Origin of the sequence: Pseudomonas sp. OTU5201, from assembly GCF_038440135.1 — a bacterium.
In the GTDB taxonomy this organism is placed as follows: domain Bacteria; phylum Pseudomonadota; class Gammaproteobacteria; order Pseudomonadales; family Pseudomonadaceae; genus Metapseudomonas; species Metapseudomonas resinovorans.
Window position 1 is genome coordinate 59119 of record NZ_JASATC010000002.1, and the last position, 24940, is coordinate 84058.

At 62.2% G+C, this 24940-nt stretch carries 24 protein-coding genes; 16 read left to right on the forward strand and 8 right to left on the reverse strand.

Features of this window, described 5'->3' with window-relative positions; translation table 11 throughout:
- Positions 1–23: 23 nt before the first annotated feature.
- On the reverse strand, positions 24–1175 hold the full coding sequence (locus AAHM40_RS01510; RefSeq protein WP_342243123.1) for an iron-containing alcohol dehydrogenase: 1152 nt from the start codon (positions 1173–1175) through the stop codon (positions 24–26).
- A 152-nt stretch (positions 1176–1327) separates the two neighbouring features.
- Between AAHM40_RS01510 and tcdA the strand changes: the two genes are divergently transcribed.
- Positions 1328–2131 carry a tRNA cyclic N6-threonylcarbamoyladenosine(37) synthase TcdA gene (gene tcdA / locus AAHM40_RS01515; protein ID WP_342243124.1) on the forward strand — a complete coding sequence of 268 codons (804 nt, stop codon included), beginning with the start codon at positions 1328–1330 and terminating at the stop codon, positions 2129–2131.
- 82 nt (positions 2132–2213) lie between these two features.
- Here the strand turns inward: tcdA and AAHM40_RS01520 are convergent, their stop codons facing one another.
- From AAHM40_RS01520 to map, 7 genes are all read right to left on the reverse strand, one after another.
- Positions 2214–2618, reverse strand: coding sequence for a SufE family protein (locus AAHM40_RS01520; RefSeq protein WP_342243125.1), 405 nt, complete (start codon positions 2616–2618; stop codon positions 2214–2216).
- Complete coding sequence (locus AAHM40_RS01525) at positions 2615–3820, reverse strand: aminotransferase class V-fold PLP-dependent enzyme (protein WP_342243126.1); 1206 nt, start codon at positions 3818–3820, stop codon at positions 2615–2617. Before AAHM40_RS01525 ends, AAHM40_RS01520 begins: the two co-directional genes overlap by 4 nt.
- Positions 3821–3896: 76 nt before the next feature.
- Complete coding sequence (gene dapD / locus AAHM40_RS01530) at positions 3897–4931, reverse strand: 2,3,4,5-tetrahydropyridine-2,6-dicarboxylate N-succinyltransferase (RefSeq protein ID WP_342243127.1); 1035 nt, start codon at positions 4929–4931, stop codon at positions 3897–3899.
- Positions 4932–5039: 108 nt separating this feature from the next.
- Positions 5040–5387, reverse strand: a complete 348-nt coding sequence (locus AAHM40_RS01535; RefSeq protein ID WP_342243128.1) for an ArsC family reductase — start codon at positions 5385–5387, stop codon at positions 5040–5042.
- Between the two features lie 19 nt (positions 5388–5406).
- Positions 5407–6603, reverse strand: a complete 1197-nt coding sequence (gene dapC / locus AAHM40_RS01540) for a succinyldiaminopimelate transaminase (RefSeq protein WP_342243129.1) — start codon at positions 6601–6603, stop codon at positions 5407–5409.
- Positions 6604–6679: 76 nt separating this feature from the next.
- Positions 6680–9382, reverse strand: a complete 2703-nt coding sequence (locus AAHM40_RS01545; RefSeq protein ID WP_342243130.1) for a [protein-PII] uridylyltransferase — start codon at positions 9380–9382, stop codon at positions 6680–6682.
- A gap of 29 nt (positions 9383–9411) precedes the next feature.
- Positions 9412–10194 carry a type I methionyl aminopeptidase gene (gene map, locus AAHM40_RS01550; RefSeq protein ID WP_342243131.1) on the reverse strand — a complete coding sequence of 261 codons (783 nt, stop codon included), beginning with the start codon at positions 10192–10194 and terminating at the stop codon, positions 9412–9414.
- A gap of 264 nt (positions 10195–10458) precedes the next feature.
- Between map and rpsB the strand changes: the two genes are divergently transcribed.
- The 15 genes from rpsB (at position 10459) to rnhB (ending at position 24910) form a co-directional block, all read left to right on the forward strand.
- Positions 10459–11199: a 30S ribosomal protein S2 gene (gene rpsB, locus AAHM40_RS01555; protein ID WP_280286057.1), complete on the forward strand. Its 741-nt coding sequence runs from the start codon at positions 10459–10461 to the stop codon at positions 11197–11199.
- Between the two features lie 127 nt (positions 11200–11326).
- Complete coding sequence (gene tsf, locus AAHM40_RS01560) at positions 11327–12196, forward strand: translation elongation factor Ts (protein ID WP_028627443.1); 870 nt, start codon at positions 11327–11329, stop codon at positions 12194–12196.
- Positions 12197–12400: 204 nt separating this feature from the next.
- On the forward strand, positions 12401–13144 hold the full coding sequence (gene pyrH / locus AAHM40_RS01565; protein WP_028627444.1) for a UMP kinase: 744 nt from the start codon (positions 12401–12403) through the stop codon (positions 13142–13144).
- Positions 13141–13698 carry a ribosome recycling factor gene (gene frr / locus AAHM40_RS01570; protein WP_028627445.1) on the forward strand — a complete coding sequence of 186 codons (558 nt, stop codon included), beginning with the start codon at positions 13141–13143 and terminating at the stop codon, positions 13696–13698. Before pyrH ends, frr begins: the two co-directional genes overlap by 4 nt.
- A 14-nt stretch (positions 13699–13712) precedes the next feature.
- Positions 13713–14474, forward strand: a complete 762-nt coding sequence (gene uppS / locus AAHM40_RS01575) for a polyprenyl diphosphate synthase (RefSeq protein WP_342243132.1) — start codon at positions 13713–13715, stop codon at positions 14472–14474.
- Positions 14468–15283 carry a phosphatidate cytidylyltransferase gene (locus AAHM40_RS01580; RefSeq protein ID WP_342243133.1) on the forward strand — a complete coding sequence of 272 codons (816 nt, stop codon included), beginning with the start codon at positions 14468–14470 and terminating at the stop codon, positions 15281–15283. The genes uppS and AAHM40_RS01580 overlap by 7 nt, the downstream gene beginning before the upstream one ends.
- Positions 15280–16470, forward strand: a complete 1191-nt coding sequence (ispC, locus tag AAHM40_RS01585) for a 1-deoxy-D-xylulose-5-phosphate reductoisomerase (RefSeq protein ID WP_342243134.1) — start codon at positions 15280–15282, stop codon at positions 16468–16470. The genes AAHM40_RS01580 and ispC overlap by 4 nt, the downstream gene beginning before the upstream one ends.
- 40 nt (positions 16471–16510) lie before the next feature.
- A complete protein-coding gene (rseP, locus tag AAHM40_RS01590) occupies positions 16511–17863 on the forward strand; it encodes a sigma E protease regulator RseP (protein WP_342243135.1) in 1353 nt (450 codons plus the stop codon).
- Between the two features lie 74 nt (positions 17864–17937).
- Complete coding sequence (bamA, locus tag AAHM40_RS01595; RefSeq protein WP_028627450.1) at positions 17938–20301, forward strand: outer membrane protein assembly factor BamA; 2364 nt, start codon at positions 17938–17940, stop codon at positions 20299–20301.
- Positions 20302–20343: 42 nt separating this feature from the next.
- Positions 20344–20847: an OmpH family outer membrane protein gene (locus AAHM40_RS01600; protein WP_028627451.1), complete on the forward strand. Its 504-nt coding sequence runs from the start codon at positions 20344–20346 to the stop codon at positions 20845–20847.
- A gap of 2 nt (positions 20848–20849) precedes the next feature.
- Complete coding sequence (gene lpxD, locus AAHM40_RS01605; protein WP_446731527.1) at positions 20850–21908, forward strand: UDP-3-O-(3-hydroxymyristoyl)glucosamine N-acyltransferase; 1059 nt, start codon at positions 20850–20852, stop codon at positions 21906–21908.
- 48 nt (positions 21909–21956) lie between these two features.
- Complete coding sequence (fabZ, locus tag AAHM40_RS01610) at positions 21957–22397, forward strand: 3-hydroxyacyl-ACP dehydratase FabZ (protein ID WP_342243137.1); 441 nt, start codon at positions 21957–21959, stop codon at positions 22395–22397.
- Positions 22394–23170 carry an acyl-ACP--UDP-N-acetylglucosamine O-acyltransferase gene (lpxA, locus tag AAHM40_RS01615; protein WP_342243138.1) on the forward strand — a complete coding sequence of 259 codons (777 nt, stop codon included), beginning with the start codon at positions 22394–22396 and terminating at the stop codon, positions 23168–23170. Before fabZ ends, lpxA begins: the two co-directional genes overlap by 4 nt.
- Positions 23171–23174: 4 nt before the next feature.
- A complete protein-coding gene (lpxB, locus tag AAHM40_RS01620) occupies positions 23175–24308 on the forward strand; it encodes a lipid-A-disaccharide synthase (RefSeq protein WP_342243139.1) in 1134 nt (377 codons plus the stop codon).
- On the forward strand, positions 24308–24910 hold the full coding sequence (gene rnhB, locus AAHM40_RS01625; protein WP_342243140.1) for a ribonuclease HII: 603 nt from the start codon (positions 24308–24310) through the stop codon (positions 24908–24910). Before lpxB ends, rnhB begins: the two co-directional genes overlap by 1 nt.
- Positions 24911–24940 lie beyond the last annotated feature (30 nt).

The following is a 24940-nucleotide window of genomic DNA, read 5'->3' on the forward strand; positions in this document are numbered from 1 at the left end:
CTTCGGATCGTTCCAGGTCAGCCTCACAGCGCCCTGAGCAGAATGCGTTCGCTGACCTCCAGATCGAGGTCGCGGCGCTCGCTCAGGGCGGTCATGCCGTGGCGCTCCAGTTGTGCCAGCACCTGGGGGATCACATCGGCGTCCAGGCCGTGTTCAGACAGGCGGGTGGGCACGCCCATGCGTTTGAAGAAGTCGCGGGTGGCCTGGATCGCGGCATCGATGCGTTGCTCTTCGTCCCCTTCCTTAAGGCCCCAGACGCGGGTCGCGTATTGCAGCAGCTTTTCGCGCTTGACCTGGCGGCGCTCTGCCAGCAGTGCGGGCAACACCACGGCCAGGGTCTGGGCGTGGTCGATGTGGTAGAGGGCGGTCAGTTCGTGGCCGATCATGTGGGTCGACCAATCCTGCGGCACGCCGCAGCCGAGCAGGCCATTCAGGGCCTGGGTGGCGCACCACATCAGGTTGGCGCGCACGGCATAGTCCTCGGGGTTGGCCAGTGCCTTCGGGCCTTCTTCTATCAGGGTCAGCAGCAGGCCTTCGGCGTAACGGTCCTGCAGGGGGGCGTCGGCGGGGTAGGTCAGGTACTGCTCGATGGTGTGGACGAAGGCATCCACCACGCCATTGCCGATCTGCCGTGCAGGCAAGCTGAAGGTGGTGCGCGGGTCGAGGATGGCGAAGCGCGGGTAGAGCAGGGCACTGGAGAAGGGCAGCTTCTCCTGGCGGGCGACATGGGTGACCACGCCGTGAGGGTTGCTTTCGGAACCCGTGGCGGCCAGCGTCAGGACGCAACCCATGGGCAGGGCGGCGGTGATGCGCTTACCGCTGAGCAGTTCCAGCGGGTCGCCGTCATGGCAGGCAGCGGCGGCGATGAACTTGCTGCCATCGATCACCGAGCCGCCCCCCACGGCGACGATGAAGTCGCACTGCTCGGTCCTGGCCAACTGGGCGGCCTTGACCAGCGTGTCGAACTGCGGATTGGCCTCGATGCCGCCGAATCGGGTCAGTTGATGGCCTGCCAGTGCTTCTTCCACCTGCTGCCAGACGCCGTTCTGGAAGATGCTGCCGCCACCGTGAGTGACCAGCACCCGGCTGCCGGCCGGAACATCGCGCGTCAGTTTGGATATCTGGCCTTCTCCGAAGTGGATGCGGGTGGGGTTGTAGAAGGTGAAATTGCGCATGACCGGCTCCCTTGTCGTTATCGGGCGACTATAGCCCTGGCGGACCGTGACCGAATCTATGGGCCACCATTCAGCGGCGATGGACTTGGGCCGAGGGATCGCGCTTCCTATAATGCGCGCCCGCCCGAAGGTTGGCGATGGGAGTGATTGGCATGAGTACAGACGAGCGTTTCGGCGGTATTGCCCGGCTTTATGGCCTGGAAGGGCTTGCCCGGTTGCAGGCGGCCCATGTGGCCGTGGTCGGCATCGGCGGTGTGGGTTCCTGGGCGGCCGAGGCCCTGGCGCGCTCCGGGGTGGGGGAAATATCCCTGTTCGACCTGGACGACGTCTGCATCACCAATACCAACCGCCAGGTGCATGCCATCGAAGGTGCCGTGGGCAAGGCCAAGGTGGATGTAATGGCCGAGCGCATTCGTGCCATCAACCCGGCTTGCGTGGTTCATGCCGTAGCCGACTTCGTCACCCGCGAGACCATGGCCGAGTCCATCACCTCGGAGATGGACGCGGTGATCGACTGCATTGATAGCGTGGCGGCCAAGGCGGCGCTGATTGCCTGGTGCAAGCGGCGCAAGATCCAGATTGTCACCACCGGCGGTGCCGGCGGCCAGGTCGACCCGACCCAGATCCAGGTCGCTGATCTGAACAAGACCTTCAACGACCCCCTCGCGGCCAAGGTGCGCTCCACACTGCGCCGCGACTACAACTTCTCCCGCACGCCAGGACGCACCTACAGCGTGCCCTGCGTGTTCTCCACCGAGCAGCTGCGTTACCCCAAGCCGGACGGTTCGGTGTGCCAGCAGAAGAGTTTCGTCGGCGAAGGCGTGAAGCTGGACTGCGCCGGAGGGTTTGGCGCGGTGATGATGGTGACCGCCACTTTCGGCATGGTGGCGGCGGCAAGGGCTGTGGATAAGTTGGTGGCCGGAGCGCGTAGGCCGTCGGAACGAAACGCATCCTGATTCTTAGGACGGATCGTGAGTTCCGCGAGCGAAGCGATACCCATCGGCGGGACGGTGTCCCGCTAGGCGAATGAATTCGCCCTTACAGGGCCATCTCGCGCATTTTCTTGAGCACGGCATTCAGGCCGTTGCTACGGGAGGGCGATAGCTGGCGCCCCAGCCCCAGTTGGTTGAACCAGTCCGTCAGGTCGACAGTCGCCAGTTTTTCGGCCGCAAGGCCCTCGACCCGCGCCAGGAGCACCGCCAGCAGGCCTCGGATCAGCCGAGCATCACTGGCAGCGCGGAAGTGCCAATGGCCATCGCGCATCTCTCCCACCAGCCAGACCTGGCTTTCGCAGCCATGCACCCGGTTGGCGTCGCTGCGCTCGGCGTCGGTCAGGGCCTCCAGTCGCTCGCCCCATTGCATGAGCAGGCGCGCGCGCTGTTCCCAGCCACCCGCAGCGGTGAAGGTGTCCAGAGCTTCCTGTGCTTTGGCCGGCAGGCTCATCGCAGCAGTTCCAGGGCTTTGTCCAGGGCGCTGAAGAAGCGCTCCAGATCTTCGCCGTCGTTATAGAGGCCCAGAGAGGCGCGTATGGCGCCCTGCAGGCCGAGGTTCTGCATCAGCGGCATCGCGCAGTGATGGCCAGCACGCACGGCAATGCCCTGCTCGGTCAGCAGGTGGGCCAGGTCGGCGTTATGCACACCCTCGAGGGTGAAACTGGCCAGGGCCAGCTGAGGTTCACCCAGCAGGCGTACGCCGTCTCGGGCGGCCAGTCCGGCCAGCAGTTTGGCGTGCAGGGCAGCCTCGTGGCCGGCGATGGCGGCGGCGTCCAGGCTGTTCAGGTACTCCAGCGCGGCACCCAGGCCGATTACCGAGGCGATGGCCGGGGTGCCGGCCTCGAAGCCCAGGGGGGCGCCGTGAAAGTCGGCCGTCTGGTAGGTGGCGGTATGCACCATTTCGCCACCGAACTGCCAGTGTTTCAGGCGTGCCAGCGCGTCACTTCGGCCGTAGAGCACACCGACGCCGTCCGGGCCATAGAGTTTGTGGCTGGAGAGCGCGTAGAAATCGCACCCGAGCGCCTGGACGTCGTGGCGGCCATGGACTGCGCCCTGGGCACCGTCCACTACGGTCAGGGCACCCTGGCTGCGCGCCAAGGGCAGCAGCTCGGTCAGCGGTTGCCAGCGGCCGAGGACGTTGGAGAGCTGGCTCACCGCCACAAGACGGGTGCGCGGACCGATCAGCGCGCGCGCCTGCTCCAGGTCGATTCGGCCTCGGTCGTCCAGCGGCAGTACAACCAGTTTGAGCTGTTTGCGCAGTGCCAGTTGCTGCCAGGGCAGCAGGTTGGCGTGGTGTTCCAGGGCGCTGACAACGATCTCGTCGCCGGGGTGGAAAAGATGTTCCAGGCCATAGGCCAGAAGATTGATGGCTTCCGTGGTGCCACGGGTGAAGATAATTTCCGCCGGGCTCGCCGCATTCAACCAGTGCGCCACATGGGTGCGGGTGCCTTCGAAGGCTCGGGTGGCGCGCTCGCCTGGCAGATGCTGGGCTCGATGCACATTGGCGGCGCCGCTGGCGTAATAGCCGAGCAGGGCGTCCAGTACAGCCTGGGGCTTTTGTGCGGTCGCGGCGCTGTCGAGGTAGGTCTGTCCCTCGGTCGCGAGGGCCGAAAGGGCAGGGAAGTCGGAACGCCAGGGAGAGGTCAGGGACATGGCACGCTTGGACGCTGGAGGCGGGAAGGGAAGCTGGAAGCCAATCTGCTTCGGGCCTCCAGCTTCAAGCTTAGTTTCAGTTATGAGCGTGGAGGGCTTCGTTCAGCTCGATCGCGGTCTTGTTGGTCTTGCACTCGACCGCGCCGTTCTGCGAGTTGCGGCGGAACAGCAGGTCCGGTTGGCCAGCGAGGTCGCGAGCCTTGACCACCTTCACCAGTTGATTCTGGTCGTCCAGCAGGGCCACTTTGGTGCCGGCTGTGATGTACAGGCCAGCTTCGACGATGTTGCGGTCGCCCAGCGGGATGCCGATGCCGGCGTTGGCGCCGATCAAGCAGCCTTCACCTACGGAGATGACGATGTTGCCGCCGCCGGACAGGGTGCCCATGGTGGAGCAACCGCCGCCAAGGTCCGAGCCCTTGCCGACGAAGACGCCCGCGGAAACGCGGCCTTCGATCATGCCAGGGCCTTCGGTGCCGGCGTTGAAGTTGATGAAGCCTTCGTGCATCACAGTGGTGCCTTCACCCACGTAGGCGCCCAGGCGCACACGGGCGGTATCGGCGATGCGGACGCCGGCCGGAACCACGTAGTCGGTCATTTTCGGGAACTTGTCCACGGAGAAAACTTCCAGCAGTTCGCCCTTCAGGCGGGATTCCAGCTGGCGCCCGGCCAGTTCGGCCAGGTCGACGGCGCCCTGGCTGGTCCAGGCCACGTTTGGCAGCAGCGGGAAGATGCCGGTCAGGTTCAGGCCATGGGGCTTGGCCAGGCGGTGGGACAGCAGGTGCAGCTTGAGGTAGGCCTCAGGCGTGGAAGTCAGTGCGGCGTCTTCGGCCAGCAGGGTGACGACCAGCGGCTTCTGGCTCTCGGCCAGGCGGGTCAGCAGCGCGGCCTGGGTGGCGTCGATGTCCTTCAGGGCGGTGGCCAGCTGGGTGGCCTGGGCATTGCTGATGGCGATGGCCTGGTTACCGGCGTTGTAGCCGATCACTGGGGCGACGGCAGCTACCAATTGCTCCGAGGGCTTGAGCAGGGGCTGGGCATAAAAGACTTCGAGCCAGTTGCCCTGGCGGTTCTGGGTGCCGACGCCGAAGGCGATGCTGAAGAGTGCGTTGGACATGAGGATTCCTCTTGCTGAAGGGGGGTGATCAGGCGTTGCGCATAGCCGTGTACGCAGGTTCCGGCGCACGGCTGGCAAGTGGGATGAACGCCTGGGCGGTAGTCATGGTTACTTGAAGGCGGCGGTGTAGAGGTCCGGCTTGAAGCCGACCAAGGTACGGGTACCCAGGTCGAGCACTGGGCGCTTGATCATCGACGGCTGGGCCAGCATCAGGGCGATGGCCTTGTCCTGGTCCAGGTCGGCCTTCTGGGCGTCATCCAGTTTGCGGAAGGTGGTGCCGGCGCGGTTCAGGACGGTTTCCCAACCGTGCTCGGCGCACCATTTCTCCAGGTTGGCGCGGTCGATGGCCGAGGCCTTGTAGTCATGGAAGCTGTAGCTCACGCCCTGCTCTTCGAGCCAGGTTCGGGCTTTCTTCATGGTGTCGCAAGCCTTGATGCCGTAGAGGGTGATGCTCATGGTGTCTTTCCCTTGAGTCTCACAAGCCCTTGATGAAGTTGCGGATGCGTTCGCCAGCTTCGACGCACTCGGCCAGCGGGGCCACCAGGGCCATGCGCACCCGGCCGGCGCCAGGGTTGAAGCCGTCGACGGCGCGCGACAGGTAGGAACCGGGTACCACGGTGACGTGCTCGCGGGCGAACAGTTCACGGGTAAAGGTTTCGTCGTCGACCGGGGTCTTCGGCCAGAGGTAGAAGCCGCCGTCCGGGCGCTGCACGTCGAGGACCGGACCAAGGATATCCAGCATTGCGTCGAATTTCTCGCGGTACAGGGCACGGTTGGCGCGTACATGAACTTCGTCGTTCCAGGCGGCGACGCTGGCCAACTGGGTCTGCACCGGCATGGCACAGCCGTGGTAGGTGCGGTACAGCAGGAAGGACTTGAGGATGTCGGCGTCGCCGGCGACGAAGCCGGAGCGCAGACCGGGCAGGTTGGAACGCTTGGACAGGCTGTGGAAGACCACGCAGCGCGCAAAATCCGAGCGGCCCAGTTCGGCGCAGGCGGTGAGCAGGCCGGCCGGCGGGTTCTGTTCGTCGAAGTAAAGCTCGCTGTAGCACTCGTCGGCGGCGATCACGAAGTCATGTTCGTCGGCCAGGGCGATCAGCTTCTTCAGGGTATCCAACGGGATCAGCGCGCCAGTGGGGTTGCCCGGAGAGCAGAGGAAGAGGATCTGGCAGCGTTGCCAGATGTCCGCTGGGACGGCATCGAAGTCCGGGTTGAAGCCGTTTTCCGCCAGGCACGGCAGGTAGTGGGGCTCGGCGCCGGCCAGCAGGGCTGCGCCTTCGTAGATTTGATAGAAGGGGTTCGGGCTGACCACCAGGCCGTTGTCGGCGCGGTTCACCACTGCCTGAGTGAAGGCGAACAGCGCTTCGCGGGTACCGTTCACCGGCAGTACGTGGCGGGCGGCGTCGAGCCAGCCGGCCGGGACCTTGAAGCGTCGCTCGCACCAGTGGGCGATGGCCTCGCGCAGGGCCGGGATACCCAGGGTGGTGGGGTAGACCGCCAACTGCTCCAGATTGGCCGACAAGGCCTCGGCGACGAACGCCGGGGAACGGTGCTTGGGCTCGCCGATGGACAGGGCGATGGCCTTCTTCTGGGCCGGTGGCTGGGCGCCGGCCAGCAGGGCGCGGAGTTTCTCGAAGGGGTAGGGCTGCAGGTGGTTCAGGGCTTCGTTCATGGTTGTAGGGCGTCAACAGGGAGGTCGTGGGTGAAACGGTGCAATCCGGCCTACGGCCTTATTGCACCCTACGGGTTCAGATGCTTATCCGCGTCGGGTCCAGGCTCTGTCCGTTGGCTTGGGACAACTGGGAGACGATGGCCTCTTGGAGCCGCAGGCAGAACTCGGGGTCGGAAAGCGGCTGGTTGTTGGCGTCTGTGATGAAGAAGACGTCTTCGACCCGCTCGCCCAGCGTGGCGATCTTGGCGTTCTGCAGCGAAAGGTCGAACTCCAGGAAGATGCGCCCGATACGCGCCAGCAGGCCGGGGCGGTCGGGGGCAGTCAATTCGAGGATGGTTACCGGGCGCTGGGCGTCATTGGAGATGGTCACCTGCGGCGGGAAGGCGAAATGCTTGAGCTGGCGCGGGACGCGGCGCTGGATGATGGCTGGGTACTCGTCCGGATTCTTCAGGGCGTCGATCAGGCCTTCGCGGATTTCGCGGATGCGCGCCGGGTTCTCGCCGATCCGCCCGCCATCGGCATCTAGCACGATGTAGGTGTCGAGGGTGAACTGGCTGGTGGAGGTGATGATCCGCGCGTCGTGAATGTTCAGGTTCAACTGCGACATGGCGGCCACGGTCACAGCGAAGAAGTCGTGCTGGTCCGGTGCGTAGATGAATATCTGAGTGGCGCCCTCGAACTCGCGCTGGGCGGTTTCCTTGATCAATACCAGAGGATCGTTGCCGGCCGGGTGCTGGAGGATGGCCTCGGTGTGCCAGGCCACGTCATTGGCGGTGTGGCGCAGGAAATAGTCATCGCCCAGTTGCGACCAGAGCTGCTCGGCCTCGTCCTGGTCGATACCGTTGCGTACCAGGATGTCGATGGCGGCGGACTGGGTCTGGCGGATCTGCTCTTCGCGCTCCAGCGGATTCTCCAGGCCGCGGCGCAATGCACGCTTGGTCTCGGTGTAGAGCTGACGCAGCAGGCTGGCGCGCCAGGAGTTCCACAGGCTCGGGTTGGTGGCGTTGATGTCGGCCACGGTAAGTACGTAGAGGTAGTCCAGACGGGTCTGGTCGCCCACCAGGCGGGCGAAGTCGTAGATCACCTGCGGGTCGGAGAGATCCTTGCGCTGGGCCGTGGTGGACATCACCAGATGGTGCTGCACCAGCCAGGCCACCAGGCGCGAATCCCATACCGGGAGATGGTGGCGGGCGCAAAAGATCTCGGCATCCACTGCGCCCAGCTCGGAGTGGTCACCGCCGCGGCCCTTGCCGATGTCATGGTAGAGCCCGGCGAGGTAGATCAGCTCAGGCTTGGGGAGCTTGTCGATGAGCTTGCTGGCCAGGGGGAATTTCTCCGCCAGCTCCGGCCACTTCAGCTTGCGCAAGTGCTTGATCAGATTGAGGGTGTGGGCGTCCACCGTATAAATGTGGAAAAGGTCGTGCTGCATCTGCCCGATTATCTGGCCGAACTCCGGCAGGTACAGGCCAAGAATGCCGTAGCGGTTCATCCGCCGCAGGTTGCGGTGGATGCCTTGGACAGACTTGAACAGCTCGATGAACAGGCTGGTGTTGCGGATATCCTTGCGGAAATCGTCGTCGATCAGGTGACGGCTATCCCGCAGCAGGCGGATGGTATCCGCGCGCACGCCCTTTATCTCCGGGTGCTGGGCCATCAGCACGAAGATTTCCAGCATGGCGAAGGGGGTGCGCTTGAAGACGTTGGGATGGGTCACCTCGATGTAGCCGTCGCGCAGTTGGAAGCGGCTGTTCAGCGGCTGCGCCTGGCCGGTTTCGCCAGCGCGGAGTATGACTTCCTCGAAATGCTGGTTGATCAGGTCGCTGAGTTCGGAAACCCCCATCACCACCCGGTAGTACTTCTGCATGAAACGCTCGATGCCGAGCTTGTCGTCACCGTCTTCAAAGCCGAGCAGGGCAGCGATCTTGCGCTGGTGGTCGAACAGCAGACGGTCTTCGGCGCGGCCGGCCAGCATGTGCAGCGCGTAGCGCACCTTCCAGAGGAACTCTTGGCTGGAGGCGAGCATGCTGCATTCGCTTTCCACCAGAAAACCCTGTTGCACCAGGCCGTGCAGGTTGAGGCTACCGAACTGGCGGCGGGCGACCCAGAGAATCGTCTGGATATCGCGCAGGCCGCCTGGGGAGCCCTTCACATTGGGTTCCAGGTTGTATTCGGTGTCGTTGTACTTGGCGTGACGTGCCTTTTGCTCGTTGCGCTTGGCGAGGAAGAAGTGCTTGCTCGGCCACATCTGCTCGGGGCTGGTGACCGCCAGCATGCGCTGGCGAAGATGCTCCGGGCCAGCGATGGTGCGGCTTTCCATCAGGTTGGTGACCACCGTCAGGTCGGCGCGGGCCTCTTCGGCGCACTCGGCTACCGAGCGTACGCTCTGGCCGACTTCCAGGCCGATGTCCCAGAGCAGGGTAAGGAAGCCTTCGATGGGCTCGCGGAAAACTTCGTGGTCAGCGCTGTCCAGCAGGATCAGCAAGTCGATGTCGGAAAAGGGGTGCAGCTCGCCGCGCCCGTAGCCGCCGACCGCCAGCAAGGCGATGTCGGCGTCCTCGCTCCAATCGAAGCGCTCCCATGCCGCCCGCAGGATCTGGTCGACGAACCAGGCACGGTCCTCCACCAGGCGACGGATGTCGCGACCGTGGGTGAAACGGTTGTCGAGCACTTCACGGGCCTGGCGTATGGCTTTCTTGAAGGCAGCGATGGGGCTGGACTTCAAGGCCAGTTCCGCCTGGAACTGCCCGCGGTCGAACAACTCGGGATCCACCTGCGGCATGGGGCGGCTTTCCTTATATAAGTCGGTGATCAGGGCGATGTGCGCGCCAGCGTATCGTCGCTGCGCAGCGTGAGGATCTCGTAGCCATCGGCAGTCACCAGGACGGTGTGCTCCCACTGGGCGGAAAGCTTGCGGTCCTTGGTGATGGCGGTCCAGCCGTCACCCAGCAGGCGGGTTTCCGGGCGGCCCTGGTTGATCATCGGCTCGATGGTGAAGGTCATGCCTTCCTTGAGCTCCATGCCGGTGCCGGCGCGGCCGTAGTGCAGGACCTGAGGCTCTTCGTGGAACACCGCGCCGATGCCATGGCCGCAATATTCACGGACCACCGAGTAACCGAGCTTCTCGGCATGCTTCTGGATCACTTCGCCGATATCCCCCAGACGCGCACCGGGCTTCACCAACTGGATGCCCTTGTACATACATTCCTGGGTTACGCGGCAGAGCTTGTCGGCCCACTCCGGCGCCTTGCCCACCAGGAACATCTTGCTGGTGTCGCCGTGGTAGCCATCCTTGATGACGGTGATGTCGATATTGAGGATGTCGCCATCCTTCAGCGGCTTCTCGTTGGGGATGCCATGGCACACTACATGGTTGACCGAGGTGCAGATCGACTTGGGGAAGCCCTTGTAGTTGAGGGGGGCGGGGATGGCCTGCTGCACATTGACGATGTAGTCGTGGCAGATACGATCCAGTTCCTCGGTGGTCACGCCGGGTTTGACATGCTCGCCGATCATCTCCAGCACTTCGGCGGCCAGGCGGCCGGCAACGCGCATTTTCTCGATTTCTGCGGACGTCTTGATGGTGACGGTCATATTGGGTCTCGGGCGCAAACGGAAAAGGCTTGATATTAACAGCTTCAAGCCGCAAGCCATAAGCGGCTAGCAGGAAGCAGCCTGTTTTGCGGCGTATCGTTCCAGTAGCCTGGGTCTGCTTTTTGTGCTATAAAACGCGCCGCTTTACGGGCGTACTGTCCGAAAGCACAAACCCACACACGTATCGACACGATCTCCTGGGTGCCCGAAAGGGTTGGATATTGGGATACGTGGAGGCCTAACCCGACTTATCGAGGAATAGAAATGTCCCAAGTCAATATGCGCGATATGCTGAAGGCCGGTGTGCACTTCGGCCACCAGACCCGTTACTGGAACCCGAAAATGGGCAAGTACATTTTCGGCGCGCGTAACAAGATCCACATCATCAACCTTGAAAAAACCCTGCCGATGTTCAACGAGGCCCTGTCCTTCGTTGAGAAACTGGCTGCAGGCAAGAACAAGGTTCTGTTCGTCGGCACCAAGCGTTCCGCTGGCAAGATCGTTCGCGAAGAAGCTGCTCGTTGCGGCTCCCCGTACGTCGATCACCGTTGGCTGGGCGGCATGCTGACCAACTACAAGACCATCCGTCAGTCCATCAAGCGCCTGCGCGAGCTGGAAACCCAGTCCCAGGACGGCACCTTCGCCAAGCTGACCAAGAAAGAAGCCCTGATGCGCACCCGCGACCTCGAGAAGCTCGAGCGCAGCCTGGGTGGTATCAAGGAGATGGGTGGCCTGCCGGACGCTCTGTTCGTGATCGACGTTGACCACGAGCGCATCGCCATCAGCGAAGCTAACAAACTGGGCATCCCGGTTATCGGCATTGTCGATACCAACAGCAGCCCGGAAGGCGTTGACTACGTCATCCCGGGTAACGACGACGCCATCCGCGCCGTTCAGCTGTACCTGGCCAGCGTTGCTGATGCTGTAATCCGCGGCCGTCAGAATGCCGTTGGTGGCCCTGACGAGTTCGTCGAAGAAGCTGCTTCCGAGGCCGCAGAAGGCTGAGTTGACAGCCGTCTAGCGTTACCCGGTGCGCAAGAAGGGGGCTAGGCCCCCTTTTTGCCACCTCCGAATTGTGAATGCCCGGATCTCTGGGCTGAATGGTTGAAAACCTATTCAAGAGGATTGCGACATGGCAGAGATTACTGCAGCCCTGGTTAAAGAACTGCGCGAGCGTACCGGCCTGGGCATGATGGATTGCAAGAAGGCCCTGACCGCCGCTGAAGGCGACATCGAGAAGGCCATCGACGACATGCGCGCCGCTGGCGCCATCAAGGCTGCCAAGAAGGCTGGCAACATCGCCGCCGAAGGCGCCATCGCTGTCAAAGTGGCTGACGACAACAAGGTTGCCGTCATCATTGAAGTCAACTCCCAGACCGACTTCCTGGCCCTGCAGGACGACTTCAAGTCCTTCGTCGCCGCTTCCCTGGATCAGGCTTTCAACGAGAAGCTGACCGACGCTGCTCCGCTGGTCGAATCCCGCGAAGAAGCCCGTCTGGCCCTGGTTGCTAAGACCGGTGAGAACGTCAACATCCGTCGCCTGACCCGCGTTGAAGGCGATGTAGTAGGTGCTTACCTGCACGGTCACCGCATCGGTGTAGTCGTGAACCTGAAAGGCGGCAACCCGGAACTGGCCAAGGACATCGCCATGCACGTGGCTGCCAGCAACCCGCAGTTCCTGAACTCGACCCAGGTTTCCGAAGAAGCTGTTGCCAAGGAAAAGGAAATCTTCCTGGCCCTGAACGCCGACAAGATCGCCGGCAAGCCGGAAAACATTGTCGAGAACATGGTCAAGGGTCGTATCGCCAAGTTCCTGGCCGAAGCCAGTCTGGTCGAGCAGCCTTTCGTCAAGGATCCGGAAATCAAGGTCGGCGACCTGGCCAAGAAAGCCGGTGCTGAGATCGTTTCCTTCGTTCGCTACGAAGTGGGCGAAGGCATCGAGAAAGTCGAAGTAGACTTCGCTGCCGAAGTAGCTGCCCAAGTCGCTGCTACCAAGCAGTAAGACGGCCTCGGCTGTCGCCCCGCAAGAGGCTGCCCGCTAACGCGTGCGGCCTCTTCGTCAAACTGGGGAATCATTTCGGGGCGGTTTCCGCGGCGGGCTTCGGTCATCAGGCACCAACCGCCGATTGCGCAGTCTCAGGACTCGCCAGTACACAGGGCCTTTCGAGGTCCGCGAATTCAAATAGCGCCGCAGGAGAGATACGCAATGGCTCAGCAGGTGAGTGGTCGCCAACCTCGCTATAAACGCATTCTGCTCAAACTCAGCGGTGAGGCCCTTATGGGCTCCGAGGAGTTCGGTATCGATCCGAAAGTCCTCGATCGCATGGCGCTGGAAATCGGCCAGTTGGTCGGTATCGGCGTCCAGGTCGGCCTAGTGATCGGCGGCGGCAACCTGTTCCGTGGTGCGGCCCTGAGCGCCGCCGGCATGGATCGGGTAACTGGCGACCACATGGGTATGCTGGCCACCGTGATGAACGCCCTGGCCATGCGCGACGCGCTTGAGCGTTCCAACATCCCCGCCATCGTGATGTCGGCCATTTCCATGGTTGGCGTGACCGATCACTACGATCGCCGCAAGGCCATGCGCCACCTGGCTTCTGGCGAAGTGGTGATTTTCTCCGCCGGTACCGGCAACCCGTTCTTCACCACCGACTCGGCCGCCTGCCTGCGCGCCATCGAAGTGGATGCGGACGTGGTGCTGAAAGCCACCAAGGTCGATGGCGTGTACACTGCCGACCCGTTCAAGGACCCCAATGCCGAGAAATTCGAGCACCTGACCTATGACGAGGTGCTGGATCGCAAGCTGGGTGTCATGGACCTCACGGCCATCTGTCTGTGTCGTGATCAGAAGATGCCGCTGCGGGTCTTCAATATGAATAAACCGGGTGCCCTGCTGAACATCGTGGTTGGCGGCGCCGAAGGAACCCTGATCGAGGAGGGCGAAAAGTGATCAACGAGATCAAGCAAGAAGCGCAGGAGCGCATGAAGAAAACCCTGGAATCGCTGGATCATGCTTTCGCCAAGATCCGCACCGGGCGTGCGCACCCGAGCATTCTGGATAGCGTGATGGTGTCTTACTACGGTACTGACACTCCCCTGCGCCAGGTTGCCAACGTGATCGCGGAGGACTCCCGCACCCTGGCCCTGACCGTGTTCGACAAGAGCATGATCCAGGCTGTGGAAAAGGCCATCATGACCTCTGACCTGGGTCTGAACCCGGCCACCGCAGGTACCACCATTCGCGTGCCGATGCCCGCCCTGACCGAGGAAACTCGCAAGGGCTACACCAAGCAGGCGCGTGCTGAAGCTGAAAACGCCCGTGTTGCCGTGCGCAACATCCGCCGTGATGCGCTTGCGCAGCTGAAGGACCTGGTCAAGGAAAAGGAAATCAGTGAAGACGACGAGCGTCGTGCCGCCGATGACGTCCAGAAGCTGACCGACAAGTTCGTTGGTGATGTCGACAAGGCTCTGGAAAACAAAGAAAAAGACCTGATGGCCGTCTGACGCCCGGAATCGTCATGGACAAATTCCAGCAAGGCGCGCACCCCGCGGTGCCACGGCATGTGGCGATCATCATGGACGGTAACAACCGTTGGGCGAAGAAGCGCCTGCTGCCCGGCGTCGCCGGCCATAAGGCTGGCGTGGATGCAGTCCGGGCGGTGATCGAGGTGTGCGCTGAGGCTGGCGTCGAAGTGCTCACCCTGTTCGCCTTCTCCAGTGAGAACTGGCAGCGCCCGGCTGACGAGGTCGGCGCCTTGATGGAGTTGTTCCTGGGGGCGTTGCGCCGTGAGGCTCGGCGCCTGGACCAGAACGATATTCGTTTGCGCATCATCGGCGATCGTTCGCGCTTCCACCCGGAGCTGCAGGCCGCCATGCGCGAGGTTGAGCAGTTGACCTCCAGCCATCAGAAGTTCGTCCTTCAGGTCGCCGCCAACTACGGCGGACAGTGGGACATCACCCAGGCCGCACAGCGCCTGGCTCGTGAGGTCCAGGCTGGCCACCTGCAGGTCGACGATATTTCCCCTCAGTTGCTGCAAAGTTGCCTGGTTACCGGCGACCTGCCGCTGCCCGATCTGTGCATTCGTACCGGTGGCGAGCATCGCATCAGCAACTTCCTGCTGTGGCAGCTCGCCTATGCCGAGCTGTATTTCTCCGATCTCTTCTGGCCTGACTTCAAGCACGAAGCCATGCGCAAGGCGCTGGCAGACTTTGCCAAGCGACAGCGTCGCTTCGGCAAGACCAGCGAGCAGCTAGAAGCCGAGGCCCGAGCCAAATGCTGAAACAACGCGTCATCACCGCCCTGGTGTTGTTGCCGATCGCCCTTGCAGGCTTCTTCTGGCTGGATGGCGGCGCCTTCGCCCTGTTCATCGGCGCCGTGGTAAGCCTCGGCGGTTGGGAGTGGGCACGCCTGGCGGGCTTTTCGCCTCAACTCCTGCGCATCGCCTACGGCATGCTCGTGGCGGCGCTGCTGTATGGGCTCTATCTCGTGCCGGACCTGGCCCCCCTGGTCCTGGTGTTGGGTGTGCTCTGGTGGGGAGCGGCGACTGTCTTTGTGCTGGGCTATCCCGAAACCAGTCGCTACTGGGGCGGTACGCCTGGAAAGCTGGTGATTGGCCTGCTGATCCTGTTGCCAGCCTGGCAAGGCCTGGTGCTGTTCAAGCAGTGGCCGCTGGCCAATTGGCTGATCCTGGCCGTGATGGTGCTGGTCTGGGCGGCCGATATCGGTGCTTATTTTTCCGGCAAGGCCTTCGGCAAGCGCAAGCTGGCCCCTCAGGTAAGTCCTGGCAAGAGCTGGGAAGGCCTGATAGGAGGGCTGCTGGCCAGCCTGCTGATTACTGCTGGTGTCGGTTTCTACCGCGGCTGGGCGGGTTCAGAGCTGCTGCTCGCCCTGGCGGGGGCGGCCCTGGTGGTACTGATTTCAGTGGTGGGTGACTTGACCGAGAGCATGTTCAAGCGCCAGTCCGGCATCAAGGACAGCAGCAATCTGTTGCCGGGCCACGGCGGTGTGCTGGACCGAATCGATAGTCTGACGGCGGCCATTCCGCTTTTCGCTGCGCTGCTATGGGCCGCCGGCTGGGGTGCGCTGTGAGTCAGCCGCAACGCATTACCGTGCTGGGGGCCACCGGCTCCATCGGTCTCAGCACCCTGGATGTCATCGGTCGTCACCCCGGCCGATACCGGGCTTTCGCCCTCAGTGGCTTCAGCCGTCTGGGTGAGTTGGAAACCTTGTGTCTGCGTCATCGTCCCGAGTTCGCCGTAGTGCCGGATGCTGATGCAGCCCGGCACCTTCAGGGCGGCCTGTTGGCGGCCGGTTTGCAAACTCGCGTTCTAGTGGGCGAAAAAGGGCTTTGCGAAGTTGCCGCGCACCCGCAGGCGGATGCTGTGATGGCCGCCATTGTTGGTGCTGCAGGTCTCAAGCCGACTCTCGCGGCGGTCGAGGCAGGCAAGCGGGTGTTGCTGGCCAACAAGGAGGCGCTGGTGATGTCCGGCGCCTTGTTCATGCAAGCGGTGCGCAAGAGTGGTGCCGTGCTCCTTCCGATCGACAGCGAGCACAACGCGATCTTCCAGTGCCTGCCGCAGGATTATGCGCGTGGGCTCGCACCTGTCGGCGTGCGTCGTATTCTGCTGACTGCATCTGGTGGTCCCTTCCGTGAAATGCCGCTGGAGCGGCTGTCGGACGTTTCGCCGGAGCAGGCCTGTGCTCATCCCAATTGGTCCATGGGGCGCAAGATTTCCGTGGACTCGGCCAGCATGATGAACAAGGGGCTGGAACTGATCGAGGCCTGCTGGCTGTTCGATGCCAGCCCGGCCCAAGTGGAGGTCGTGATTCATCCGCAGAGCGTGATCCACTCCCTGGTGGATTATGTGGACGGCTCGGTGTTGGCGCAGCTCGGTAATCCGGATATGCGCACCCCCATCGCCCACGCCTTGGCTTGGCCGGAGCGCATTGATTCCGGTGTATCGCCGCTCGATCTGTTCTCCGTGGCTCGCCTGGACTTCCAGACCCCGGACGAAGAGCGCTTTCCTTGCTTGCGGCTGGCTCGCCAGGCGGCGGAGGAGGGCGGAAGCGCCCCGGCCATGCTTAACGCTGCGAACGAGGTGGCTGTGGCGGCATTCCTCGATCGTCGCATCCGCTTCACCGAGATCGCGAGTATCATCGACGAAGTGCTGAACCGCGAAGCGGCGACTGCTGTCGAAACGCTGGATTCCGTGCTGCAGGCAGATGCCCGTGCTCGGGCAGTCGCGCAGCACTGGTTGGTCCGTCAAGATCGCTAGCAGGTAGCCCTCAAGCGACCACCTGCTCCAGAGGAAACCGATGAGCGCTCTATATATGATTCTTGGCACCCTGGTCGCTCTGGGGGTGCTGGTCACTTTCCACGAGTTCGGTCACTTCTGGGTGGCGCGGCGCTGCGGGGTCAAGGTCCTGCGCTTCTCCGTAGGGTTCGGCACGGCGCTGTTCCGCTGGCATGATCGCCACGGTACCGAGTTCGTTATCGCCGCCATTCCTCTTGGCGGTTACGTGAAGATGCTGGACGAGCGCGAGGCGGAAGTGCCAGCAGAGTTGCTCGACCAATCCTTCAACCGAAAGCCGGTGGGACAACGCATCGCCATCGTGGCTGCCGGGCCCGTCGCCAACTTCCTCCTGGCACTGTTGTTCTTCTGGGTGCTGGCCATGCTCGGCAGTCAGCAGGTACGGCCTGTCATCGGTAGTGTTGAGTCGGACAGCATTGCCGCCCGGGCTGGCCTGGAAGCCGGCGAGGAAATCGTTTCGGTGGACGGCAAGGCCGTCAGCGGCTGGTCCCAGGTGAATCTGCAACTGGTTCGCCGCCTGGGAGAAAGCGGCACGCTCCAGGTCGGCGTGCGTGAGGCCGGCGCCACAACCGAACAGTTCCGAGAGCTGCAGTTGAACGCCTGGCTCAAGGGCGCCGATGAGCCTGACCCGATTGGCGCACTGGGTATCACGCCCTGGCGTCCCGCGATCCCGCCGGTGCTTGCTGAGCTTGACCCGAAGGGGCCGGCCCAGGCGGCAGGACTCAAAGTCGGTGACCGCCTGCTGGCCCTTGACGGTCAGCCGCTTGATGACTGGCAGCAGTTGGTGGAACGGGTGCGCAAGCGTCCCGCCGAGCGAGTCACTCTTAGCGTCGAGAGCGACAGCCAGGTTCGCGAAGTTCAACTGACCCTGGCAAGTCGTGGCGAAGGCGAAGCCCGCAGTGGTTACCTTGGTGCGGGGGTGAAAGGCATTGAATGGCCGCCGGAAATGCTTCGGGAGGTCAGTTTCGGTCCGCTCGATGCGGTGACTGAGGCAGCGGCCAGGACCTGGTCCATGAGCCTGCTAACTCTGGATTCCCTAAAGAAAATGTTGCTCGGCGAGCTCTCGGTAAAAAACTTGAGCGGGCCGATAACCATTGCTAAAGTGGCGGGCGCTTCGGCCCAGTCCGGGGTGGGGGATTTCCTGAACTTCCTCGCCTATCTGAGCATAAGCCTGGGGGTTCTCAATCTGTTGCCAATCCCTGTCCTGGATGGGGGGCACCTGCTGTTCTATCTGATCGAATTGGCGCGAGGTCGTCCATTGTCAGAACGGGTGCAGGCTTGGGGGGTGCAGATCGGTATCAGTTTAGTCGTGGGGGTGATGTTGCTCGCCCTGGTAAACGATCTGAGCCGTCTGTAACAAGTCACTGAATGCCGAGTCTGCCGCCTTGTGCGGCAGATTCTTTATTACCGGTTGGAATTAAAAAGGACTTCATGAAACGCCTGCTGCTACCTGCGGTGCTTGCCGCACTCATGATCGCCGAGGTTCACGCCGAGTCCTTCAACATCTCCGACATTCGCGTCAATGGCCTGCAGCGGGTATCCGCTGGCAGCGTATTCGGCGCACTGCCACTCAACGTCGGCGACACGGCTGATGACCGCCGCCTGGTCGAGGCCACCCGCGCCCTGTTCAAGACGGGTTTCTTCCAAGATATCCAACTGGGCCGCGAAGGCGACGTGCTGGTTATCACCGTAGTCGAGCGTCCGTCGATCTCCAGCATTGAGATCGAGGGCAACAAGGCCATCAGCACCGAAGACCTGCTCAAGGGCCTGAAACAGTCCGGCCTGGCTGACGGGGAAATCTTCCAGCGCGCGACGCTCGAAGGTGTGCGTAACGAACTGCAGCGCCAGTATGTGGCCCAGGGCCGTTACTCCGCCGAGATCGAGGCTGACGTGATCCCGCAGCCGCGCAACCGCGTAGCGCTTAAGATCAAGATCAACGAAGGCTCGGTCGCAGCTATCCAGCACATCAACATCGTCGGCAACACGGTCTTCTCCGATGAGGATCTGATCGACCTGTTCGAACTGAAGACCACCAACTGGCTGTCCTTCTTCAAAAACGACGACAAGTACGCCCGCGAAAAGCTTTCCGGCGACTTGGAGCGTCTGCGTTCCTACTACCTGGACCGCGGCTACATCAACATGGATATCTCTTCCACGCAGGTATCTATCACCCCGGACAAGAAGCACGTCTACGTCACCGTCAACGTTGACGAGGGCGAGAAGTATACCGTTCGCGACGTGAAGCTCTCCGGCGACCTGAAGGTGCCCGAGGACGAAGTGAAGAAGCTGCTGCTGGTACAGCAGGGGCAAGTTTTCTCGCGCAAGGTGATGACGACTACGTCTGAGTTGATTACCCGCCGCCTGGGTAACGAGGGCTATACCTTCGCCAACGTGAACGGCGTGCCGGAAGCCCATGACGAGGACAACACCGTTTCCATCACCTTCGTGGTGGACCCGGGCAAGCGCGCCTATGTCAATCGCATCAATTTCCGTGGCAACACCAAGACAGAAGACGAAGTGCTGCGTCGCGAAATGCGCCAGATGGAAGGTGGCTGGGCGTCGACCTACCTGATCGACCAGTCCAAGACTCGTCTGGAGCGCCTCGGCTTCTTCAAGGAAGTCAACGTCGAGACCCCGCAGGTGCCGGGTACCGATGACCAGGTCGATGTGAACTACACCGTGGAAGAGCAGCCGTCCGGCTCCATCACCGCCAGCGTGGGCTTCGCCCAGAGCGCCGGTCTGATTCTCGGCGGTTCCATCAGCCAAAACAACTTCCTGGGTACTGGTAACAAGGTCAGCATCGGTCTGACCCGTTCCGAGTACCAGACCCGCTACAACTTCGGCTTTGTCGACCCCTACTGGACTCCGGACGGCGTGAGTCTGGGCTACAACGCCTTCTACCGCAGTACCGACTACGATGACCTCGACACCGACGTATCCAGCTATGCGGTGGACAGCTACGGTGCCGGTGTCAGCATCGGTTACCCAATCAGCGAAACTGCGCGCCTGACCTATGGCCTGACCGTGCAGCAGGACAAGATCAATACCGGCATCTACACGGTCGACGAGATCTTCGATTTCCTTGAGGAAGAAGGCGATAGCTACACCAACTTCAAGGGGTCCATTGGTTGGTCCGAATCGACCCTGAACAAGGGCGTAATGGCTACGCGCGGCCACTCCCAGAGCCTGGTGCTGGAAAGCACCATTCCGGGGAGCGACCTGTCGTTCTACAAACTCGACTACCGTGGCCAGCTGTTCACTCCGCTGACCCAGAACACGGCACTGCGTTGGCACACCGAACTGGGCTATGGCGACAGCTATGGTTCCACCTCTGAGCTGCCGTTCTACGAACATTACTTCGCGGGTGGCTTCAACTCGGTACGCGGCTTCGAAGACAGCAGTCTGGGGCCGCGTAGCACACCTAGTCGTGGACAGGCTGTAACGGGCAACGAAGGCACTGCGGCCGACCCGGACCAAGATCCGCTGCCTTTCGGTGGCAACGTTTTGATCCAGGGTGGTGTGGAATTGCTCTTCCCGCTGCCATTCGTCAAGGATCAGCGCCAGCTTCGTACCGTGCTGTTCTGGGATGTGGGTAACGTGTTCGACACCAGTTGCTCGTCCACTGCGACCAACTGCAGCAGTATCAACGCAGGTGATTTGGCGAGTTCGGTGGGTGTAGGTCTGACTTGGATTACTGCGCTGGGCCCGTTGAGCTTCAGTCTGGGCATGCCGGTCAAGAAGCCGGACAATGCCGATACCCAGGTGTTCCAGTTCTCCCTGGGCCAGACTTTCTAAGTGTTTCATCAAGACAACAGTATGTGTTGCAGGAGTTGCATCGTGCGTAAGTTGACTCAATTCGTTCTGGTTGCCGCTGCCTTGATGGCGACTCCGGCTTTCGCGGAAATGAAGATTGCGGTTCTGAACTATCAAATGGCCCTGCTGGAATCCGACGCCGCCAAGAAGTACGCCGTCGATGCAGAGAAGAAGTTCGGCCCCCAACTGAACAAGCTGAAAACCCTGGAAAGCGACGCCAAGCGCATTCAGGACCGTCTGGTGAAAGACGGCGAGAAGATGCAGCAGGCCGAGCGTGAGCGCCTGGAGCTCGAATTCAAGCAAAAAGCTCGTGACTTCCAGTTCCAGTCCAAGGAGCTGAACGAAGCGAAAGCTGTTGCCGATCGCGACATGCTCAAGCAACTCAAGCCGAAGCTGGACAAGGCTGTTGAAGAAGTCCTGAAGAAGGGCAGCTTTGACCTGGTGCTGGAGCGTGGTGCCGTGGTTGACGTCAAGCCGCAGTACGACATCACCCGCCAAGTCATCGAGCGCATGAACCAGCAGCGTTGATGATGACTGCCCCGGTCTTCACTCTCGGCCAACTGGCCGAACGCCTCGGTGCCACCCTGTGTGGTGCCGAAGGTACAGCGATCAGTGGCCTGGCTACCCTGCAGGAGGCTGGTCCGGGCCAACTCACTTTCCTGGCCAATCCGCAGTATCGCAAGTTCCTCGCCGACACCCGTGCCGCAGCCGTATTGCTGACCCCGGCCGATGCGGAGGGTTACAGCGGCAGCGCTCTGGTGGTAGCCAACCCCTACCTGGCTTACGCCGAGCTTTCCCATCTGTTCGACCCCAAGCCCAAGGCTCAACCTGGCATTCATCCGACTGCTGTGGTTGCCGAAGACGCCAAGGTCGATCCGAGCGCTAGCGTCGGTGCCTATGTGGTGATCGAGTCCGGCGTACAAATTGGCGCCGGGGTGACGTTGGGCGCTCATTGCGTGGTCGGTGCCCGCACCGTGATCGGTGAAGGTGGCTGGCTGGCTCCGCGTGTGACCCTCTATCACGATGTGATCATCGGCAAACGCGTAGTTATTCAGTCTGGCGCCGTGATCGGCGGAGAAGGTTTTGGCTTTGCCAACGAGAAAGGCGTCTGGCAGAAGATTGCGCAGATCGGCGGTGTCGTCTTGGGTGATGACGTCGAGGTGGGTGCCAACACCACCATCGACCGCGGTGCCCTGTCCAATACCCAGATCGGCAATGGCGTGAAGCTGGATAACCAGATCATGATCGCGCACAACGTGCAGATTGGTGACAACACCGCCATGGCCGGCTGTGTTGGCATTTCCGGTAGTACCAAGATTGGCCGCAATTGCATGATTGCCGGTGGTGTGGGGATGGTTGGCCACATCGAGGTTTGCGACAACGTGTTCGTCACCGGTATGACCATGGTGACTCGCAATATCACCGAGCCGGGTGCCTACTCTTCCGGTACCGCGATGCAGCCTGCTGCGGAGTGGAAGAAGAGCGCTGCCCGTATTCGCCAGTTGGACGACATGGCGCGTCGTCTGCAGCAACTGGAAAAACGCCTGGCGGCAGTGACCCCGGGCGGGGATGCTTCATCAGAAGCCTGATTTGCGTAGCGCCGTGCATCCCCAATACTTTGAAAAGGCTCCAGGAACATGATGGACATCAACGAGATTCGCGAATATCTGCCGCACCGCTACCCCTTCCTCCTGGTGGATCGAGTGGTGGAGCTGGATGTTGAAGGCAAGCGCATTCGCGCCTACAAGAATGTCAGCATCAACGAGCCCTTCTTCAACGGCCATTTCCCGCAGCACCCGATCATGCCTGGTGTGCTGATCATCGAAGCCATGGCCCAGGCGGCCGGCATCCTCGGTTTCAAGATGCTCGACGTCAAACCTGCTGACGGCACTCTTTACTACTTCGTGGGTTCTGACAAGCTGCGCTTCCGCCAGCCGGTGCTGCCGGGCGACCAACTGATCCTCAGCGCGCAGTTCCTCAGCGTCAAACGCGGCATCTGGAAGTTTGACTGCCACGCTAGTGTCGATGGCAAGGACGTCTGCTCGGCCGAGATCATCTGTGCGGAACGCAAACTATGAGTTTGATTGACCCTCGCGCCATTATCGATCCGTCGGCAAAGCTGGCGGATGGTGTTCAGGTCGGCCCCTGGTCGATCATTGGACCCGATGTGGAAATTGGCGAGGGGACCGTGGTCGGACCCCATGTGGTCATCAAGGGGCCGACCCGTATCGGCAAGCACAACCGCATCTATCAGTTCTCTTCGGTGGGCGAGGACACGCCCGACCTGAAGTACAAGGGTGAGCCCACCCGCCTGGTGATCGGCGACCACAATGTGATCCGCGAAGGCGTGACCATCCACCGTGGCACCGTGCAGGACCGCTCCGAGACAACCATTGGTGACCACAATCTGCTGATGGCTTATGTTCACATCGGTCACGACAGCGTGATCGCGAATCATTGCATTCTGGTGAACAACACTGCGCTGGCCGGCCATGTACATGTGGACGACTGGGCAATTCTCTCCGGTTACACTCTGGTGCATCAGTTCTGCCGCATCGGCGCCCACAGCTTCTCGGGCATGGGCACGGCCATCGGCAAAGACGTGCCGGCCTACGTCACCGTCTTTGGTAACCCGGCCGAGGCCCGCAGCATGAACTTCGAGGGTATGCGCCGTCGCGGTTTCAGCGCCGAAGCCATTGCTGCCCTGCGTCGTGCCTACAAGGTGGTCTACCGCCAGGGGCTGACCGTCGAGCAGGCACTTGCCGAACTCGCCGAGACCTCTGACCAGTTCCCGGAGGTTGCCGTTTTCCGCGACTCCATCCAGTCCTCGACCCGCGGCATTACCCGCTGAGCCCATGAATCGTCCTTTGCGCATCGCGCTGGTTGCCGGCGAGGCGTCCGGCGACATCCTTGGTTCCACCCTCATGCAGGCGCTCAAGGTGCGCCATCCCGACGCGCAGTTCATCGGCGTTGGCGGCCCGCGCATGCAGGCTGAGGGGCTGAAATCCTATTTCCCCATGGAACGCTTGGCAGTCATGGGCCTGGTGGAGGTGCTTGGGCGTCTTCCCGAGTTGCTGGCGCGCCGTAAGCGTCTGATCCAGACCCTGATCGATGAGCGTCCCGACGTCTTCATCGGCATCGACGCACCGGACTTCAACCTGGGCGTCGAGCTCAAGCTTCGACGCGCCGGTATCAAGACCGTGCACTACGTCAGCCCCTCGGTCTGGGCCTGGCGGCAGAAGCGTGTGTTGAAAATTCGCGAAGGGTGCGACCTGATGCTCACGCTCTTCCCCTTCGAAGCGCGGTTCTATGACGAGCATGGGGTGCCGGTGCGCTTTGTCGGCCACCCACTGGCCGATGCCATTCCGTTGCAGGCCGATCGCGCGACTGCGCGGCTCGCGCTGGACCTGCCCGAGGACTCGCCCGTGGTGGCGTTGTTGCCGGGTAGCCGGGGCGGTGAAGTTGGCAAGTTGGGGGCCTTGTTCCTGGACGCCGCCGAACGCCTGCGTTCCATTCGCCCCGGCATTCGTTTTGTGCTGCCCTGCGCGAGTCCAGAGCGGCGCGCACAGGTCGAGGCGATGGTCGCCGGTCGCGACCTGCCGTTGAAACTGCTCGATGGTCGTTCCCACGAGGCCCTGGCTGCATGCGATGCGGTACTGATCGCCTCCGGCACCGCCACGCTGGAAGCCCTGCTGTACAAGCGTCCGATGGTAGTGGCCTACAAGGTTGCACCGCTGACTTACCGGATTCTCAAGCGCCTGGTGAGGAGCCCCTACGTGTCCCTGCCTAACCTGCTGGCTCAACGTCTGCTGGTACCTGAGCTGCTGCAGGATGCCGCGACGCCCGAGGCCTTGGCCCAGGCTGTTTCGCCCTTGCTGGAAGACGGAGAGGTGCAGACCCATGGCTTCGATGTCATTCACCGTTCCCTGCGTCAGGACGCATCGCGCCAGGCGGCCGATGCCGTCCTGCAACTGATTGGAGTGCCCTGATGCAGCTCGGTCTGGATTTCAGCCTGGTTGAAGAGCTGGTGGCCGGCGTCGACGAAGTCGGTCGTGGCCCTCTCTGCGGTCCGGTGGTTACCGCGGCGGTCATTCTTGATCCGGCGCGGCCGATTATCGGTCTCAATGATTCGAAGAAGCTCTCCGAAGCCCGCCGGGATGCGTTGTTCGACGAGATCCGAGAAAAGGCCCTTGCTTGGTGCATCGCCCGTGCCGAGGTGGAGGAGATCGATCAGCTGAACATCCTCCATGCCACCATGCTGGCGATGCAGCGCGCCGTGGAGGGCCTCAGCGTTACGCCGAAATTGGCCCTGATCGATGGCAATCGTTGCCCCAAGCTCAAGGTTCCCAGCGCGCCTGTGGTCAAGGGCGATAGCCAGGTGCCGGCCATTGCTGCTGCGTCTATCCTGGCCAAGGTCAGTCGCGACCGTGAGATGGCCGAACTGGACGCGTTCTACCCCGGCTACGGCATCGCCGGGCACAAGGGCTATCCCACGCCGGTCCACCTTGAGGCCCTGCGTCGCCTGGGACCGACGCCGATCCATCGACGCTCTTTCGGCCCGGTTCGGGAGCTGATCGAGGGGGGCCGCTGAGGCCTGTTGTCGCTCCAGTCCGCGACCTTG